Annotated in this window: 14 protein-coding genes; 10 read left to right on the top strand and 4 right to left on the bottom strand. The window is 62.4% G+C overall.

All coding sequences use genetic code 11. The annotated features are described in order from the left end of the window. Positions 1-76 precede the first annotated feature (76 nt). On the bottom strand, positions 77-1033 hold the full coding sequence (locus tag FOS14_RS23040) for a hypothetical protein (protein WP_143773201.1): 957 nt from the start codon (positions 1031-1033) through the stop codon (positions 77-79). Between the two features lie 38 nt (positions 1034-1071). Beyond that, entirely contained in the window at positions 1072-2286 is a 1215-nt protein-coding gene (locus FOS14_RS23035; protein ID WP_143773200.1) for a sensor histidine kinase, read from the bottom strand. 160 nt (positions 2287-2446) lie between these two features. On the opposite strand from FOS14_RS23035, the gene FOS14_RS23030 reads away from it, so the two are divergent. Together FOS14_RS23030 and FOS14_RS23025 are read left to right on the top strand one after the other, a co-directional pair. Beyond that, positions 2447-4477 (top strand): hypothetical protein, encoded by a 2031-nt coding sequence (locus FOS14_RS23030; protein ID WP_143773199.1) that lies wholly within the window; start codon positions 2447-2449, stop codon positions 4475-4477. A gap of 5 nt (positions 4478-4482) precedes the next feature. Beyond that, positions 4483-5676, top strand: a complete 1194-nt coding sequence (locus tag FOS14_RS23025) for a serine hydrolase (RefSeq protein WP_143773198.1) — start codon at positions 4483-4485, stop codon at positions 5674-5676. Here the strand turns inward: FOS14_RS23025 and FOS14_RS23020 are convergent. Then, positions 5670-6020, bottom strand: a complete 351-nt coding sequence (locus tag FOS14_RS23020; protein WP_143773197.1) for a hypothetical protein — start codon at positions 6018-6020, stop codon at positions 5670-5672. The two genes, FOS14_RS23025 and FOS14_RS23020, sit on opposite strands and share 7 nt — an antisense overlap. 199 nt (positions 6021-6219) lie before the next feature. On the opposite strand from FOS14_RS23020, the gene FOS14_RS23015 reads away from it, so the two are divergent. Further along, the gene (locus FOS14_RS23015) at positions 6220-7077 is read left to right on the top strand and encodes an SGNH/GDSL hydrolase family protein (protein ID WP_185981905.1); all 858 of its coding nucleotides are present in this window, start codon (positions 6220-6222) and stop codon (positions 7075-7077) included. Positions 7078-7240: 163 nt separating this feature from the next. Beyond that, a complete protein-coding gene (locus FOS14_RS23010; protein WP_255450545.1) occupies positions 7241-8365 on the top strand; it encodes an acyltransferase in 1125 nt (374 codons plus the stop codon). Positions 8366-8388: 23 nt separating this feature from the next. On the opposite strand, the gene FOS14_RS23005 is transcribed toward FOS14_RS23010, so the two are convergent. Further along, a complete protein-coding gene (locus tag FOS14_RS23005) occupies positions 8389-9249 on the bottom strand; it encodes a hypothetical protein (RefSeq protein ID WP_143773195.1) in 861 nt (286 codons plus the stop codon). Positions 9250-9548: 299 nt separating this feature from the next. On the opposite strand from FOS14_RS23005, the gene FOS14_RS23000 reads away from it, so the two are divergent. The 6 genes from FOS14_RS23000 to FOS14_RS22975 form a co-directional block, all read left to right on the top strand. Then, positions 9549-10190: a VWA domain-containing protein gene (locus tag FOS14_RS23000; RefSeq protein ID WP_221936758.1), complete on the top strand. Its 642-nt coding sequence runs from the start codon at positions 9549-9551 to the stop codon at positions 10188-10190. Next, on the top strand, positions 10191-11198 hold the full coding sequence (locus tag FOS14_RS22995; RefSeq protein WP_143773193.1) for a protein phosphatase 2C domain-containing protein: 1008 nt from the start codon (positions 10191-10193) through the stop codon (positions 11196-11198). It begins immediately after the preceding gene. Between the two features lie 160 nt (positions 11199-11358). Next, positions 11359-11730, top strand: coding sequence for a hypothetical protein (locus FOS14_RS22990; RefSeq protein WP_143773192.1), 372 nt, complete (start codon positions 11359-11361; stop codon positions 11728-11730). After that, positions 11727-13160 (top strand): protein kinase family protein, encoded by a 1434-nt coding sequence (locus tag FOS14_RS22985; protein ID WP_143773191.1) that lies wholly within the window; start codon positions 11727-11729, stop codon positions 13158-13160. The genes FOS14_RS22990 and FOS14_RS22985 overlap by 4 nt, the downstream gene beginning before the upstream one ends. A 529-nt stretch (positions 13161-13689) precedes the next feature. Further along, complete coding sequence (locus tag FOS14_RS25345) at positions 13690-14037, top strand: hypothetical protein (protein ID WP_255450541.1); 348 nt, start codon at positions 13690-13692, stop codon at positions 14035-14037. Further along, positions 14038-14360, top strand: a 323-nt coding sequence (locus FOS14_RS22975) for a hypothetical protein (protein ID WP_143773190.1), incomplete at its 3' end; no start/stop codon positions are given.

Here is a 14360-nt window from a genome sequence, read left to right as displayed (position 1 = left end):
TTTGGGCCGGTTTGGCCCGCCATTTGCTCGTGCTCGTCCGGTTGAAATTTGGGACAGGCTGACAGGGGCGCGCTTGTCATAGCTCAAGGCGGCGTATCCCACCGGCGTTCTTAACAAGGATGGTCGCCAGCGCGGAACGGTTTGGCGGCAGAATGCGAACGAGAACCGAGCCGACTTCCGTATCGCGTATCTCGGCAGCGACACGGTCGAGAATGCGCTGCTTTTCAGCGGCGCGGACATCGTCGAGGCCATGGTCGTCAACGAGCACCACTTCGACGCCCTTTTCGCGCGCAGATCGGGCAGCAGCGGAGACGTCCGGCACCGCAAGCGCTGCGCCGCGCAGGCTGTCGCGCAATTGAGCCTCCAGCAGCCGACACTCGCGCCGCTGGTGTGGTTGCAGTGATTCGGTCTCGGCGATTGTTGTGAGAATCGGCCGGACCAGGTGGTCGAGGCGGTGCATCTGTCGATTACGTTCCGCCAGCGTAGCGGCAGCGGCAGACTCCGCCGCGATGCGACGCGTGGCTTCGTCCTCCAACTCGAAGATCAATCGGGCAGCGGGCCGGATAGTGAAAGCGAAGACGGTCGCCATGAGAATGGTTGCCACGTTGACCAACTGCGGCAGTGAAGCCGCGAGCGCGCCTGCACCCGTCCGCGAACCCCACCAGGCAGCCAAACCGACCATCGAGAGCACACCGACCCACCCGGCTAGAACCCTTCCCCGGACACACAGGAACGCGGCGCACACAGTCCCGGCCGCTGACGGCCACGACTCTGCGGCGGCGGACGATGGGACCGACAGAACGGAATAGGCCAGCGCACAGCCGACGGGACCGCACAACGCGACCGCAACCGCCGCTGGTAATGGCATGGGATCGGAGCGCACCACCAGTATCAGCACGCCTGCAATCACAATCGATAAGAGTGCTGCCACAATTGGCCAGTGCCTGGTCGCGTCGCCCCATGTGCTCGCGGCGAGTATCGTCTCGTCGAACATGAAGAACCCACCGAGTGCCCATGCCGAACGGCTACGCATGCCCAACATCGTTGGGGCATCGCAAATTTGCCGATCACTCATGGTGCACGCCAGGTCAATCGAACAACCACTCCGGCGCCAGGCTGCGTCGCGATGTGAGCGGAACCGCCTTCGAGCCGCTCCATTCGACCGATCACGCTCACTCGAAGTCCGAGACGGTTAGGCGGGATCGTGTCGAGGTCGAAACCCCTGCCGGAATCGCTCAGTAGGACCTCGACGAGTCCAGGTTCGATCGACACCTGCAGTCGTCGTTCTGCGTTCACGCCGGCGTGTAGGAGGCTGTTGCGCAAGGCTTCACGGAGCGCGTCAGTGATCGCCTGCACGACTACGGCGGGAAACCGGAATTCCCCAGAGTTGGTGCTGGCCTGAACGGGAAGGGTGTCTTCAAGGGCGTTCACCGCGGTGCGTAGATGCGCGAGTAGAGACGCGGAATCGAAACTTTCTGTCTCGCTATCTATTTCATCCAATTTAGCCAAGGTAAGACGCGCCTGCTGACGCACTTGGGCGGCGTCAGCCGAGCGACTCGCGGCGAGAAGCGTGGACAACACCCAGTCGTGCAACATCGCGGCGAAACGGCGACGCTGGATGTCGCGGGCCTCGCTAGCCGCTGCCGCCGCCGTTGCCGAATAGACCTTGGCACGAGAGGCGTCGAGAAGGCGGCCCGTGCGAATAGCCATCAGTGCGGCAGCGACAAACATAAGGCAGAACCCGATATAGAAGAGCAATTCCGGAATCGCGTTGACATTGTGGTTGGAACGCCGGCCGAGGTGATTAGCGAATTCGGCAGCAGCGATCGCACCAAGCAACGTCGCAATTGTCCGGCGCGAACCCCATACGATGGCTGCAGCAAGACCGGCCAAACCGGGAAAATCAGCGATCCACGGATCCTCGTGCAACAGTTGGCCGTTCCATGCCACCGGCCACAATGCGGTCATTGTGATGTATCCAAGTGCAGCGGTGATCGCGGCGCGTTGCGTCAGTACTGTGCGGTGACCAAAGGCGGCACTTCCCATCACAATGGGCGAACCAACCAGTAGGAGGAGCGCCAATGCACTCCACCAGATCGCGAGGACCCTAGTCTGCTCAACGATCTCAGGTGTTAAGACGGCCAGATAGAAGATGAAACCGGAAGCCACGAATATCGCAAGTAACCGACAGATCCGCGCCTCGGCACTGCTCTGTGCCACCAGCGCTGCACCAATGGATCGCGATTCCGCGTCCGCGTCGCTGATGTAGTCGAGATGGAGCGACATATCAGCACAATAGTCAGCACCCAGTGACGGCGTTGATGACTGTCCTTCGTTTGAGCGATACCCGCGCGCAGCCGGTTATTGAATAATTTCGACGCTGCGGTGGCTGTGCCGTGGTTGGCTTCGATGTGGAGTCGAAAGGTTTCCTGACGGAGGATCCTCAATGTCTCCACTGCCCCGCTTCGACATCACCGCATTGGGCGCATTAACTCGTCTTGCCGCCGGTGGCCAGGGCGTCGTGTATTCAGCGCCGGCGGTCCGAATTCAGTATGCGGCCGCGCTCGTTTTCAAACAGTATCGACGTGATGCGTTGCCGTCGATCGACATGGACGCGCTCGAGGCCATGCCCGAGTACCTAGAGTCGCTGCCCTTCGCTGATGGAATGGAATTGCTCTCGCGAGCAGCCTGGCCATGCCGACTGGTAGAAGAAAACGCGCGGCCGGTTGGTTTCGTCATGCCGGCTATCGGCGCCGAGTTCTATCTGCAGATGCAAAAGGCATCTGGGCTCCAGCGTGAGCTTGCAGAGTTCCAGCACCTGCTCAATGACGACGACTTCATTGCGCGTCGCGGAATCCCGCTCACGCATCGATTACGGTTCGAGTTGCTGGCGGAGGTCGCTCAGGCGTTGGCGGTTTTCCATAGCCACAAGGTTTCTGTGGGCGATCTCTCGCCTAAGAATTTGCTTTTCGCGATCGAGCCGGTGGCGCGTGTCTACTTCATCGATTGTGACGCGATGCGGTTGGACGGGCGTTCGGCTGGCCATCAACTCGAGACTCCCGGTTGGGAGGTGCGGGCCGTGGCGTCCGCTGAAGAACTCGCGACCCCCAGTTCCGATGCGTACAAGTTGGCGTTGCTTTCGTTACGGCTGCTCGCCGGAGACCAGAGCACTCGGGATCCGGATCGACTGCCGCCGTGGGTGCCTGCGGATGTTCGTGATCTGATCCACCGCGGGCTGGATCCACTGGCACCTGCCCGACCAGACGTCGCGAGCTGGGAAACGCCATTGCGAGTGGCGGCACTGTCTGCGTCCACGTCCGGCCCGGTGGCGCAGACCCGGCCACGTCGGCAGGCGTCGGCGCTCACCAACTACGAGAAGGTCAAACCACCACCGATTCCGTCGCCGCCTAGTGCGGTCGCAAAGCCCGCGCGCGCAAATCCCGCACGGTCGCGGCGCAACATGGCGATGGCTGTCGTTGTCGCCGCGGTCATCGTTGTCGTCGTCATCGGTACCGCTGTCGCGGTACATACCGGGTCGAGTAGTCGCGACGAGGCAGCACCGGCCGGCGCAGCGACACCTGCCGCCACGCAGCAGTCGCCTCCGGAGACGGTGGCTAGACGGATCGCCGTGGGAAACAATCCCTGGGCTGTTGCAATAGATCCGAGCGTCAGCAGCGCCTTCGTCACCAATTCCGCTGACGGAACCGTCTCGGTGCTGAGCACCAGCGGTTACCAGGTAGTCGATGTGATCAAGGCGGGCCGCAAGCCATCAGCGATCGCGCTCGATCGCGATCGGCACGTGGCAGTTGTGACCGACGCCGACAGCGGGCAACTCCTACTCATCGACACGCAGCGGCGGTCGGTGTTGAACGCAGTCAATGTCGGAAAGTCCCCGTATGGCGTCGCCGTCGATCCGCGGACCCACACGATATTCGTGTCGAATTTCGACGATGGAACCGTCTCGGTGGTGAATTCGGGCTACGTGGTCGACAGCACGATCCGGGTCGGCGGACACCCTTATGGAATCGCGGTCGACGCTACGAGCGAACGGGCATACGTCGCCAATGCTGCCGATGACACGGTCACGGCCATCGATATCCCCAGCCGCACGGTCTCGCGCACCATCGCGGTGGGTCATGAGCCGTGGGGCGTCGCGGCGGATGGGACGGGGAGAATCTTCGTCACCGACCACGCCGTCGACTCCCTCTCGGTGATCGACACCCGCAGCGATGCCGTCACCGGCACGATCGCCGTCGGCTCAGGCCCAGTCGGGGTCTCGGTGGACCCGAATTCGAGTGCCGCCTTTGTCTCCGATCACAGCACCAATACGGCCACTCTCATCGACACCAAGACGCTGACGGCTACCTCGACGGTCACCGTGGGTGCAAACCCGCACGGAATCGCAGTAGATCCGGCCGGCAACTTTGCGCTGATCACCGACTTCACCGATGCATCGGTGACGGTATTGGAGCGCTGAAGGACATGAAATCGCTTGTCGCGCTCTCGTTGTCAGTGGCCGTTTCGTTGACGGCGTGTGCGTCGGGTGATCAAGCTCCGGTGCAGCAGGCGCCGCAGCACGATATTCAGACGACTCTCACCGAGATCGTGCATCGCGTGCGGGAGACGACACTGGTGCCCGCCGTGGTCGTGTCGGTGCACAAGGGCGCGTCGTCGTGGCACGTGGTGTCCGGCGGCCGCGCGCTCGATGACAAGACTGCGCCCACCGTCGACGACCATTTCCGGGTCGGCAGCATTACCAAAACAATGGTGGCCACAGTCGCGTTGCAGCTGGTCGAGGAAGGCAAGATCGGACTCGATGACGCGGTCTCGGAATATCTTCCCGATACGCCCAACGGCCAAAACATCACCATCCGTGAATTGCTGGATATGCGCAGCGGGCTGTTCAGCTACACCGAGGACGAAGACTTCAACCGGACGCTCGATGATGATCCCGGCCATGTCTGGGATCCCGAAGACCTCGCTGAACTGGGGGAATCCTCGAAGCCCTATTTCAAGCCAAACAAAGGCTACCGCTACACCAATACCAATACCGTTGTCTTGGCGTTGATCCTGCAAAAAATAACCGCCGAGGACATCGGGACGCTTTTGCGTACCCGCGTCTTCCAGCCGCTCCAGTTACGTCAGACGTCCTTTCCCGGACCCGACGACGTGTCATTGCAAAGCCCCTTTGTGCACGGCTATTTGTACGGCACAAATTCGCAGGCGCGGATCTCGCCGGTTCTGCCGCCCGCGCAGGCACGCGCGGCAAAACTGGGACTGATTCGGCCGGACGACGTGACAGCGTTGAACCCCTCCTGGATCTGGTCGGCTGGAGCGGTTATCTCGACTGCCTCCGACTTGGCAATTTATGCCAAAGCGCTGGTGCAGGGCACGTTGCTCCACGACAAGAACCTCCAGGAACTGCGCGTGGCGAGCGCACATTCCACCGACCCGGAAAATCCCGCCGCGGTGCCCGCCTACGGGCTCGGTCTGATGGCGTTCGGGCCGCTCTACGGCCATGACGGCGCCATTCCCGGCTATCAGTCGTTCATGGGCTATGACCCGGCGACCGACACGACAATTATTGTGCTCTGTGATATGCGCGACGGGCCCACCGGTGTCCGTCCGGCCAATGAGATCGCGAAGGAAATCTATGGCGCTTTGCAGCCTCAGTAGCCCGCGTGCGGCGCGAATCCGGGATCGGGCAGCGTCGGTGGCTTTTGCGCCGGGGTCGGTGCCTGACGTGGCTGCGGCGCGGGTTGCGCGGGTGGGGCGACAGCGGCTGGGGCCTCTTGCGTGGCGGGGGCGGGTTCTGCGGTAGTGCTGGGGCTTTCGGAGGTCACCCGGGTCGGGGAGGCAGTGGTCGCCGTGAAGGCAGTGGCCGTCGGCGCTGGTGGCGCGGTGGTTGTGGTGCGCGTGGTCGACGATGGCCCAGTGTTCGGCGAGTCGTTCGTGCCGCACGCGCCGACAACCAGAACGTTGAACCCCATCAGGCCAACGAATGCCTTCTGAAACCGCATTTCCCGGCTCCTTTCCGAACGCAACTGGGAAACGCTAGCACGTGATAGAGCGCCTATTTCCGAGCCGAATGTCCTCCGTTCGACGGATATGTGGACGAGGGCGCGCTATGCATACTTGCTCTTTGGTCCGGCGGAGCGAGCGGAAATGAGGCCCACGGAATATATGCACAAACCTAGTGTTCGATTAGCTTTGGCGGCGATGGTCGGCCTTGTCGTTTCCGTGGGCATCTCTGGTCCCGCTGCTGCTGACCCGGCACCCGGCGCGGCGGTGATCACGCTCGGGGATTCCTTCACTGCCACTGCGCCGCTCAGTGAACCGCTCGGTGGAAATTGCATGCATCCCCCAACGTCGTGGCCCGGTCAATTGGCAGCCGATATGGGGATCGCCGGAACGCCGGCATTCCAGGATTTTTCCTGCAATGGTGCGGCGATAGACACCGGTACTGGCTGGACGTTGTTACAACAGGCGCGCGCGGCGGCCCCTTTCCTCGGTCCGGGGACGCGAGCCGTTCTGATTCAGCTAGGGTTCAATGACGCCTGGGGTTCGTCGGCGCGGGCCTTTCCTTCTTTCGATTGCCTCATGGATCCCGTCCGTGGTTGCGACTTCGACGCGGTCGGACAAGCTCGCGTGCCGGACTTTCGTGCCGTGACTAGCGCTGGTTACGCCGAGCGGGTGCGCACCGTGATCGATTACGTCCGGTATTTCGCGCCGCATGCGCGCGTAGTGTTCGTCGGCTATCCGGCGATTTTCGCGCGCCCCGGAAACACTGCTTGTTGGGATGTCGCGGTTATCGGGCACGTCGTACAGCCACGCGCGCAGGCCTATCTCGCATTTCTCGACGCACTGGATGCGGCGCAACGTGACGCGGCACGCATCCTGGGCATCGACTACTTCAACGCGCGCGCGGTCACAGCCGGCCACGAGTCGTGCTCGCCGGAACCGTGGATCGGGGGGCTCACGAGCCTCGACTCGTTGACGGTCGGTGCGCCGTTGCATCCGACGCCCTTCGGCAACGGCGTGGTCGCGGCCGCTATGAAGCGCCAGTTCGCGCTGTAGTTGAGATGACCTCCGGCCAACTGCGGCACAGCGATCTGCCGTCGATCACGGGCGCGCGCTGGTGGGCCGCCCTTGCAGTGTTCGCGTTGCATTCGTTGGTTTTCCTGCCGGTCTATCCGTTCAGAAATCGGAACTGTTCCGCGCCATTCACTGGTTCGTGCCAATGCAGTTGGGCGCGGCAGGCGTCACGTTCTTCTTTGTGTTGTCTGGGTTCGTCATCCAATGGTCGTATCGATCCGATCGCCCGGTGCTCTGGTTCTACCGGCGGCGCATCTTGAAGATTTATCCGACGCACTTGGTCGCGGCGGCCATGTTCGTGGTCGTCGCCGCCGTTCCAGTATCGCGGATAGTGCTGTGGTTGCCCAATGCGCTGCTCGTCCACACGTGGGTGCCGAAGTGGACGACGGTCGGCGGACTGAACGTTCCGGCGTGGTCGTTGTGCGCGGAAATGCTGTTCTACCTGAGCTTTCCGCTCGCGATGCCACTGGTGCGGCGAATCAATGGGCCCGCGCTGTGGTGGGCGATGGGCGGGCTCGTCGTGCTGATACTCGCCATGCACACCGGCTTTTTCTTGCTGGCCGAAGGGCCGAAGGGCATCGCCAACATCTTCGTTCCCCGATTGCTGCCGGGTGATGTCTCGCCGCACTCTGAAATCCACGCGTCACCGCAGTGGTTCGCGCAGAACGATATTCCGGTTTCGCCGTCGTACTGGCTGAGCTATACCTTTCCGCTGTCGCGGCTGCCGGAGTTTTATGTCGGGGTCTGCACTGCTCGATTGGTCAGCCAGGGCCGGTGGCCAAATGTGCGGCTTGCGACCGCGCTGGCAGCGCTGGCCGTTGCGTACGGCGCGACGTGGCTGGTGCCTATCAATTTCAAAATGTCGGCGCTGCTGGTCGGTCCGATGGCGGCGGTTATCGCGACGCTCGCGGCCCGGGATCTCGCGGGTATTTCCGGGCTGAATTCGACGCCACCGTTGGTGTGGCTGGGGAAGGTGTCATTCGCCTTCTACATGATCCAGTTTCCGGTCATGGTCTTGATAACCCGAGTCTTCATCGGTGGACACCAGTATGGGTTTTTCGGCTGGCTAGCTTGGGCGAGTGCCATTTTCGGTGTATCGGTAATTCTTGCGGCGGCCATCTACCGCTGGGTGGACACCCCGATAATGCGGCGGTTCGGGCGGCCGAAGGGTAGCGCGCGGCTCCGGTTGCCGGCAGCAGCCGAAGTTCACCCCGGGTGCGCCGAAAGTGATCGGTCGCTCGACCATGCGGCGGCGGTGCAGCGCGGGTAGCGGTGCTGTAGTACGACGGATCGTTACGAATTGCCCCACCAGTCGGATGGAACATTCGGGCTGGCACGCTTTGGCGCCGACTGGGTTTGACGCTTAGGTGTGGCCGGCTGAGCTACGACGTACGGGCCTGGCGTGGGTGCGCTGTTTCCGACCGGCGGTTGTTGGGTTGCGGCCGGAACGTAGCCTTGCGTCGGGGCGGCGACCGGAGTGGCAGGTGTATAGCCAGTGGCATGTACCGGCGCCATGGGGAAGGTCGGGTTGTAGCCCGGCGTGCCCATCTGCGCAGTAGCCGCTGACGGCGGACAGTAGGCCGGCATAACGGGCTGGGCAGCCATCGGCGCGTAGCCGTATTGCAGACGCGGGGTCGTGCAATAGCGGCGGGTCGGCGGGAGGAGGGCGAGCAGGACGATGAGCGCGGGAACCGCCATCAATCCGAACGTCAGCGCGATTGGCAGCTGAACAAACGACTCGTAATCGTCCCGTGCACCGGGATAGGCGAACGTCGATTCGAACTGCGACGAATACTGTTTTGCGGCGATTACCGTTGCCACGAGGCGACCGATGGTGACCAGGGCACCGAGAACGACGAGGACGCGTCCTGCATTCTTCCCTCGCAGCAAATTGATGCCGCCGATAAACAGCAATATTCCGGCAACCGCGGTGCTTATTTCGGCGCCAATTACCCATGGTTTCCACCAGCCGGACCCCGGAAACATGGAACTGAAGTCGTCGCCGAAACCTTCCGACAACTGAATCCCCAGCACAACAACGCCCAGGAAGGAGGAAAGTCCAGCGAGGATCGACAGCACGCCCGCGGTGATCGCGGTCCCGCCCGACGGACGGACCGGTTGGGCGGCGTACTGGTAACCCATTGGTGCACTCACACGCGCAATTGTGCCGCGTAACAGTGCGCGAAAGTGTCAGCCAATCGAATGACGCCCGATCTCTATCCCCCATTTGAATGACACCGGATCGGTTCGTCGAACTATAAACTCATCGACTGCTCGGGCACTTCTCACGAATGGGGGCACGGATCGTGCGCTTTAATCCGCCACCGAATTGGCCGGCGCCGCCACCGGGATGGAATCCGCCGCCGGACTGGAAACCGGACCCAGCCTGGCCTGTGCCGGACGGCTGGCAACTCTGGTTGCCCGATTTGGAACCGCGCGGAACCATTCTTCCGGTGTACTTCGTTGCGGACGAGTCATCATCGATGGCCCGCAACGTCGGTGACCTGAACGCTGGTCTGCTGAGTCTGCTCGACACGCTGCAAAGCGAGTCGATGGCCGCATCGAAAGTGCGGTTCTGTGTCATCGGATTCTCCGACGGCGCCCGTTGTCACCTGCCGCCGACGGACTTGCGCTACCTCGAGGTCATGCCGACGCTGACGGCGCGCGGCACAACGTCGTTTCGGGCGGCGTTCGAGGCGCTGATGCAGCAGATACCCAGCGACATAGCGCATTTGAAGAACGAAGGTTATCTGGTGAATCGGCCGGCGGTCTTCTTCTTGACCGATGGCGCGCCAAACCACGGTGACGGCTGGGAAGCCGCGCACGCGCAACTTCTTGGTATCAGCGCGCGGCCGAACATTCTCGCGTTCGGAATCGGGCGGGCCGATGGCGTGGTCGTTCAACGGGTGGCCACTAATCCGCAGTATGCGTTTATGTCAGCATCGGGAACCGACACCGGGATTGCCATCTCGCAATTCATTACTGCACTCACGCAATCGGTCATCAACTCGGGACAAGCGTTGGCGAGCGGGAGCGCATCGCTGCAATTCGAGAAGCCCGAGGGATTCCTGTCGCTGGCCGTGGACACTGTGTAGATGGGTCGGCACGGCTTCCATTTTCGCGGCCCTTCCCGGGTCGACGGTTCACCACCAATCGAACAGGCACCGCTCAAACCGGATCCGGCACGACTGGGCTGGCAGTCGAACCAGCCAATAATTGTCGGGAAGCCGACGCCTGCGTTCGAGCCGAAAGAAGTCGCGGCGAAGTATCGCACTTCGCAGTACCGGCCCGACTCCGTGCTCGACGGTTGGTCTAACCGGTACTACACGGTACGGGGAGCGTCGGTGCGTGGATACCTGCATCGGTACAACGGAGCTCCGCGCCAAGACGACTTTGCATTGGCCCTACGCAGTGATGGTCAGCAACTGATCGTAGCTGTGGCAGACGGTGTTTCGGGTGCTACGCAATCTCATATCGCGGCATCTACCGTCGTGCGGTACGCGTGTCAGTGGCTAGATGCCAAGTTGCCGGAAAACCTTCACGACACAGACTGGACCGCCTTCGTGCAAAGCTGCGCGTGGGCGCTGATCGAGCAGGGCGCATCGATACTTGGCCACAAGTCACCGGATCCCACCGAAGTGGAAAAGATCCTCGCGACAACGCTGACCTGCGCGGTATTGGAACCCGACGGCCGGGGGTCAACTACCGCACACATCGTCGGGGTCGGCGACTCAGCGGTATGGATCCTCTCGGAGGGTGCGTTCATGCCGGTGACCGGAGGCAAGGCAGACGGAGAAGGCGGAATCACATCCTCGGCGGTTTCCGGACTGCCTCGGGTCCCCGAAACCGTTGAGCCCGTTCGTACGACCATCTATCCGGGAGAGGTGCTGCTCGTCGGGACCGACGGTATCGGAGACCCCTTGGGTGGTGGCGAGGGCGATGTGGGCCGAATGTTTGCGCACGTCTTGCATCGGCCGCCCTCGTTACTCGAGTTCGTGCATGCGGTGGATTTCTCCCGCGAGACATTTGATGACGACCGGACTCTCGTCGCGGTCGGCCCGCTCGCCTACAAACACGAACCATCCAGTCACCGTGATGCATGACGATCAGGGGGTTACATCGCACAATGGGGGGCCGCGTTTTGCTCTCATGGCGGTGATCGGTGGTGCGGTAGTACTCGCGATCGCCGGTGCAATATCAATTGCTTGGGTTCTCGGCTTGCGGCAGGGCACGCAAAATCCCGCCAGTACGACAACAGTTTCGGTGGCTGCCCCGACTCAGCGGGACAACGACGTGCCTCGCGATGCGGTCCCCGCAGCGCGGTCGCTGGCCTTTACCGACATGCGAGCATTCGTCGAAAGCTATTACGCGCTACTGCCTTCCGCCCCTGAGCAGGCCTGGCCGATGCTGGCCGGGAGTCTGCAAGCCAAAGGGGGCGGATTCTCGGAGTACCTCCAATGGTGGGGTTCGGTCGCATCCGTAACGGTTCGCAGCGTTCAGCCTCGTGACGCGACGAGCGTCAGCGCCGATCTTGAGTACTCACGCAGGGATGGGACGACACAGGACGAGATTCGCTGGCTCGAGGTTCACGACGTGGATGGGCAGCGGCTGATCACAGATTCGGCTGTGTCATGACCACCGCATCGCCAGCGCGGCTTGCTGTTTCGCAGTTGGGTGGGTTGTCTCGGTTGGCTGCTGGTGGGCAGGGGGTGGTGTTTTCGGCGCCGGCGGTGCGGATGCAGTATGCGTCGTCGTTGGTGTTCAAGGAGTATCGCGCGGATGTGCGGGCGGGGTTGGATGTGTCGGTGTTGGAGGCGATGCCGGCGTATTTGGAGTCGTTGCCGTTTTCGGCGGGGATGGAGTTGTTGTCGCGGTCGGCGTGGCCGTGTCGGTTGGTGGAAAGCGATGGTGTGGTTGTCGGTTTCGTGATGCCGGCGATTCCGYCGGAGTTTTTTGTGCAGATGCGGTTGGCGTCGGGGTCGAGTCGGCAGGTGGGGGAGTTTCAGCATTTGTTGAATGGTCCGGTGTTTTTGTCTCAGCGTGGGATTGGGGTGTCGGATCGGCAGCGGTGTGAGTTGTTGGTGGAGGTGGCGCGGGGGTTGGCGGTGTTTCATCGGCATTCGGTGGCGGTGGGGGATGTGTCGCCGAAGAATTTGTTGTTTGCGTTGGTTCCGCATCCGAAGGTGTATTTCATCGATTGTGATGCGATGCGGTTTCAGGGTCGGTCGGTGACGCCGCAGTTGGAGACACCGGGGTGGGAGGTGCGGGCGGTGAATCCGGGCGAGGAGTTGGGTACGGCGGCGTCGGATAATTTCAAGCTCGGGTTGTTGGCGTTGCGGTTGTTCGTCGGTGATCAAGCCGCTCGTCATCCCGATCATCTGCCGGCGGGCGTGTCCGCGCCGGTGCGTGGACTGATCGCCCGCGCGCTGTCCGCCGACCCGCGAGCCAGACCGAAAGCCGACGAGTGGGAACCGGTGCTACTCGCCGCAGCCGCAAGAGCTTCCGCGGTGGCCACCGCAGCACCTGATGTCTTGTCGTCTCGTCCTAGCGGTCCGTATGCGCCCGCCCCTGCGCGTCGACCAGCGGCGAAAGCTGCCAAGGTCTCGCCGCAGCCATCGGCCCGCCAATGGACGGCTTACACGCCACTATTCATCGCCGCTGTGGTAGTAATCGGAATCGCGCTGGGCGTGCTCATCATATGGCTGGCTATGCCGTCTGGCGGCTCGGCGTCGTCTGCGGTGACGAGCTCAACGACTGATCTGCAGATTGCCTCCGATGCGCCGGTAGTGCCGGCCACGGCGCCGGTTGGCTCGACACCGTGCCCACAAATGTATGGCGCGGCAGGCGAATTCGCCCACTCCGCTGCAGGCAACAGCGTGACGTCGTGCCCGTTCGCTGAGGTGGTTCGTCAAGCGTATGGCTCGAGCGGCCCAGCATCGTCGCGACCGCGGGTGGTCACCGCTACCAGCCCGGTCACACACGACGAATACACGATGACGTGCACTGCGGTTGCGGGTCTCATGAGGTGCACCGGAGGCGACAATGCCGTCGTCTTTGCATACTAGAGGTTCCGTGCGCTCAATTGCGTTGCTAATCATGGCCATCGGGATGACCGCGGCCTGCTCTGGCTGCACTATCAACAATTCCCACGAGCCGAGTAGCGATTTCCGACCGGATTCCACTCGAGCCAAGCCCGTTCCGAGCAATGCGAACCGGGTGGTGTTGGAGGAGAGCTTCAGGGCTATTTCTTCGGCATTGCCAGGGAAGGTGGGAATAGGTATCGCTGCGGTAGGGGATGATCAAGTAATCACCTTGGGCGACTGGGACACCGGCGTTGCATGGTCGACAATCAAAGTACCGCTGGCTATTTCAGCACTGCATAGCGAGGGCGAAAGGACCGGCTCCGCCGCGCAATCTGCAATCGAGGCTAGCGACAACGATGCCGCGGAACAGATGTGGGCGCGGCTCGGTCCACCGAGCAAGGCGGCACAGGACGTTCAGGCGGTGCTCCGCGCCGCTGGGGACTCGGTGACCCGCGTTGAGTCAGAACGCGTCCGACCCGGATTCAGTGCCTTCGGCCAGACAAAATGGAGTTTGACCCAGCAGACCGTCTTTGCCGCACACCTGCCCTGCCTGTCCGAGGCGCGGCCCGTGATCGAGTTGATGAGCGACATTTCCGAGAGCCAACGGTGGGGGCTCGCCCGAGTCGCAGGAAGCGCCTCCAAGGGAGGGTGGGGGCCCGATGAGCACTGGGACTACTTGGTCCGGCAGTTCGCGGTGATCTCCACGCCTCGCGGGCAGACGGCGGTGGCCATTGCGGCCGAGCCAACCAGTGGAACCTTCTCCACGGGCGTTGCGCTGCTCGACAAGCTTACGGCGTGGGTGCAAGCTCAATCGACAAAATTGCCGGCGGGTCACTGCGGTATCGGCGGGGGGTCGTAAGTGTCTGATCGGCTTGCTGTTTCGCAGTTGGGTGGGTTGTCTCGGTTGGCTGCTGGTGGGCAGGGGGTGGTGTTTTCGGCGCCGGCGGTGCGGATGCAGTATGCGTCGTCGTTGGTGTTCAAGGAGTATCGCGCGGATGTGCGGGCGGGGTTGGATGTGTCGGTGTTGGAGGCGATGCCGGCGTATTTGGAGTCGTTGCCGTTTTCGGCGGGGATGGAGTTGTTGTCGCGGTCGGCGTGGCCGTGTCGGTTGGTGGAAAGCGATGGTGTGGTTGTCGGTTTCGTGATGCCGGCGATTCCGCCGGAGTTTTTTGTGCAGATGCG

Origin of the sequence: Skermania sp. ID1734 (genome assembly GCF_007489285.1) — a bacterium.
Lineage (GTDB): Bacteria > Actinomycetota > Actinomycetes > Mycobacteriales > Mycobacteriaceae > ID1734.
Note: the sequence above shows the minus strand (reverse complement) of the source record. Positions and strands in the feature narration are given on the sequence as shown.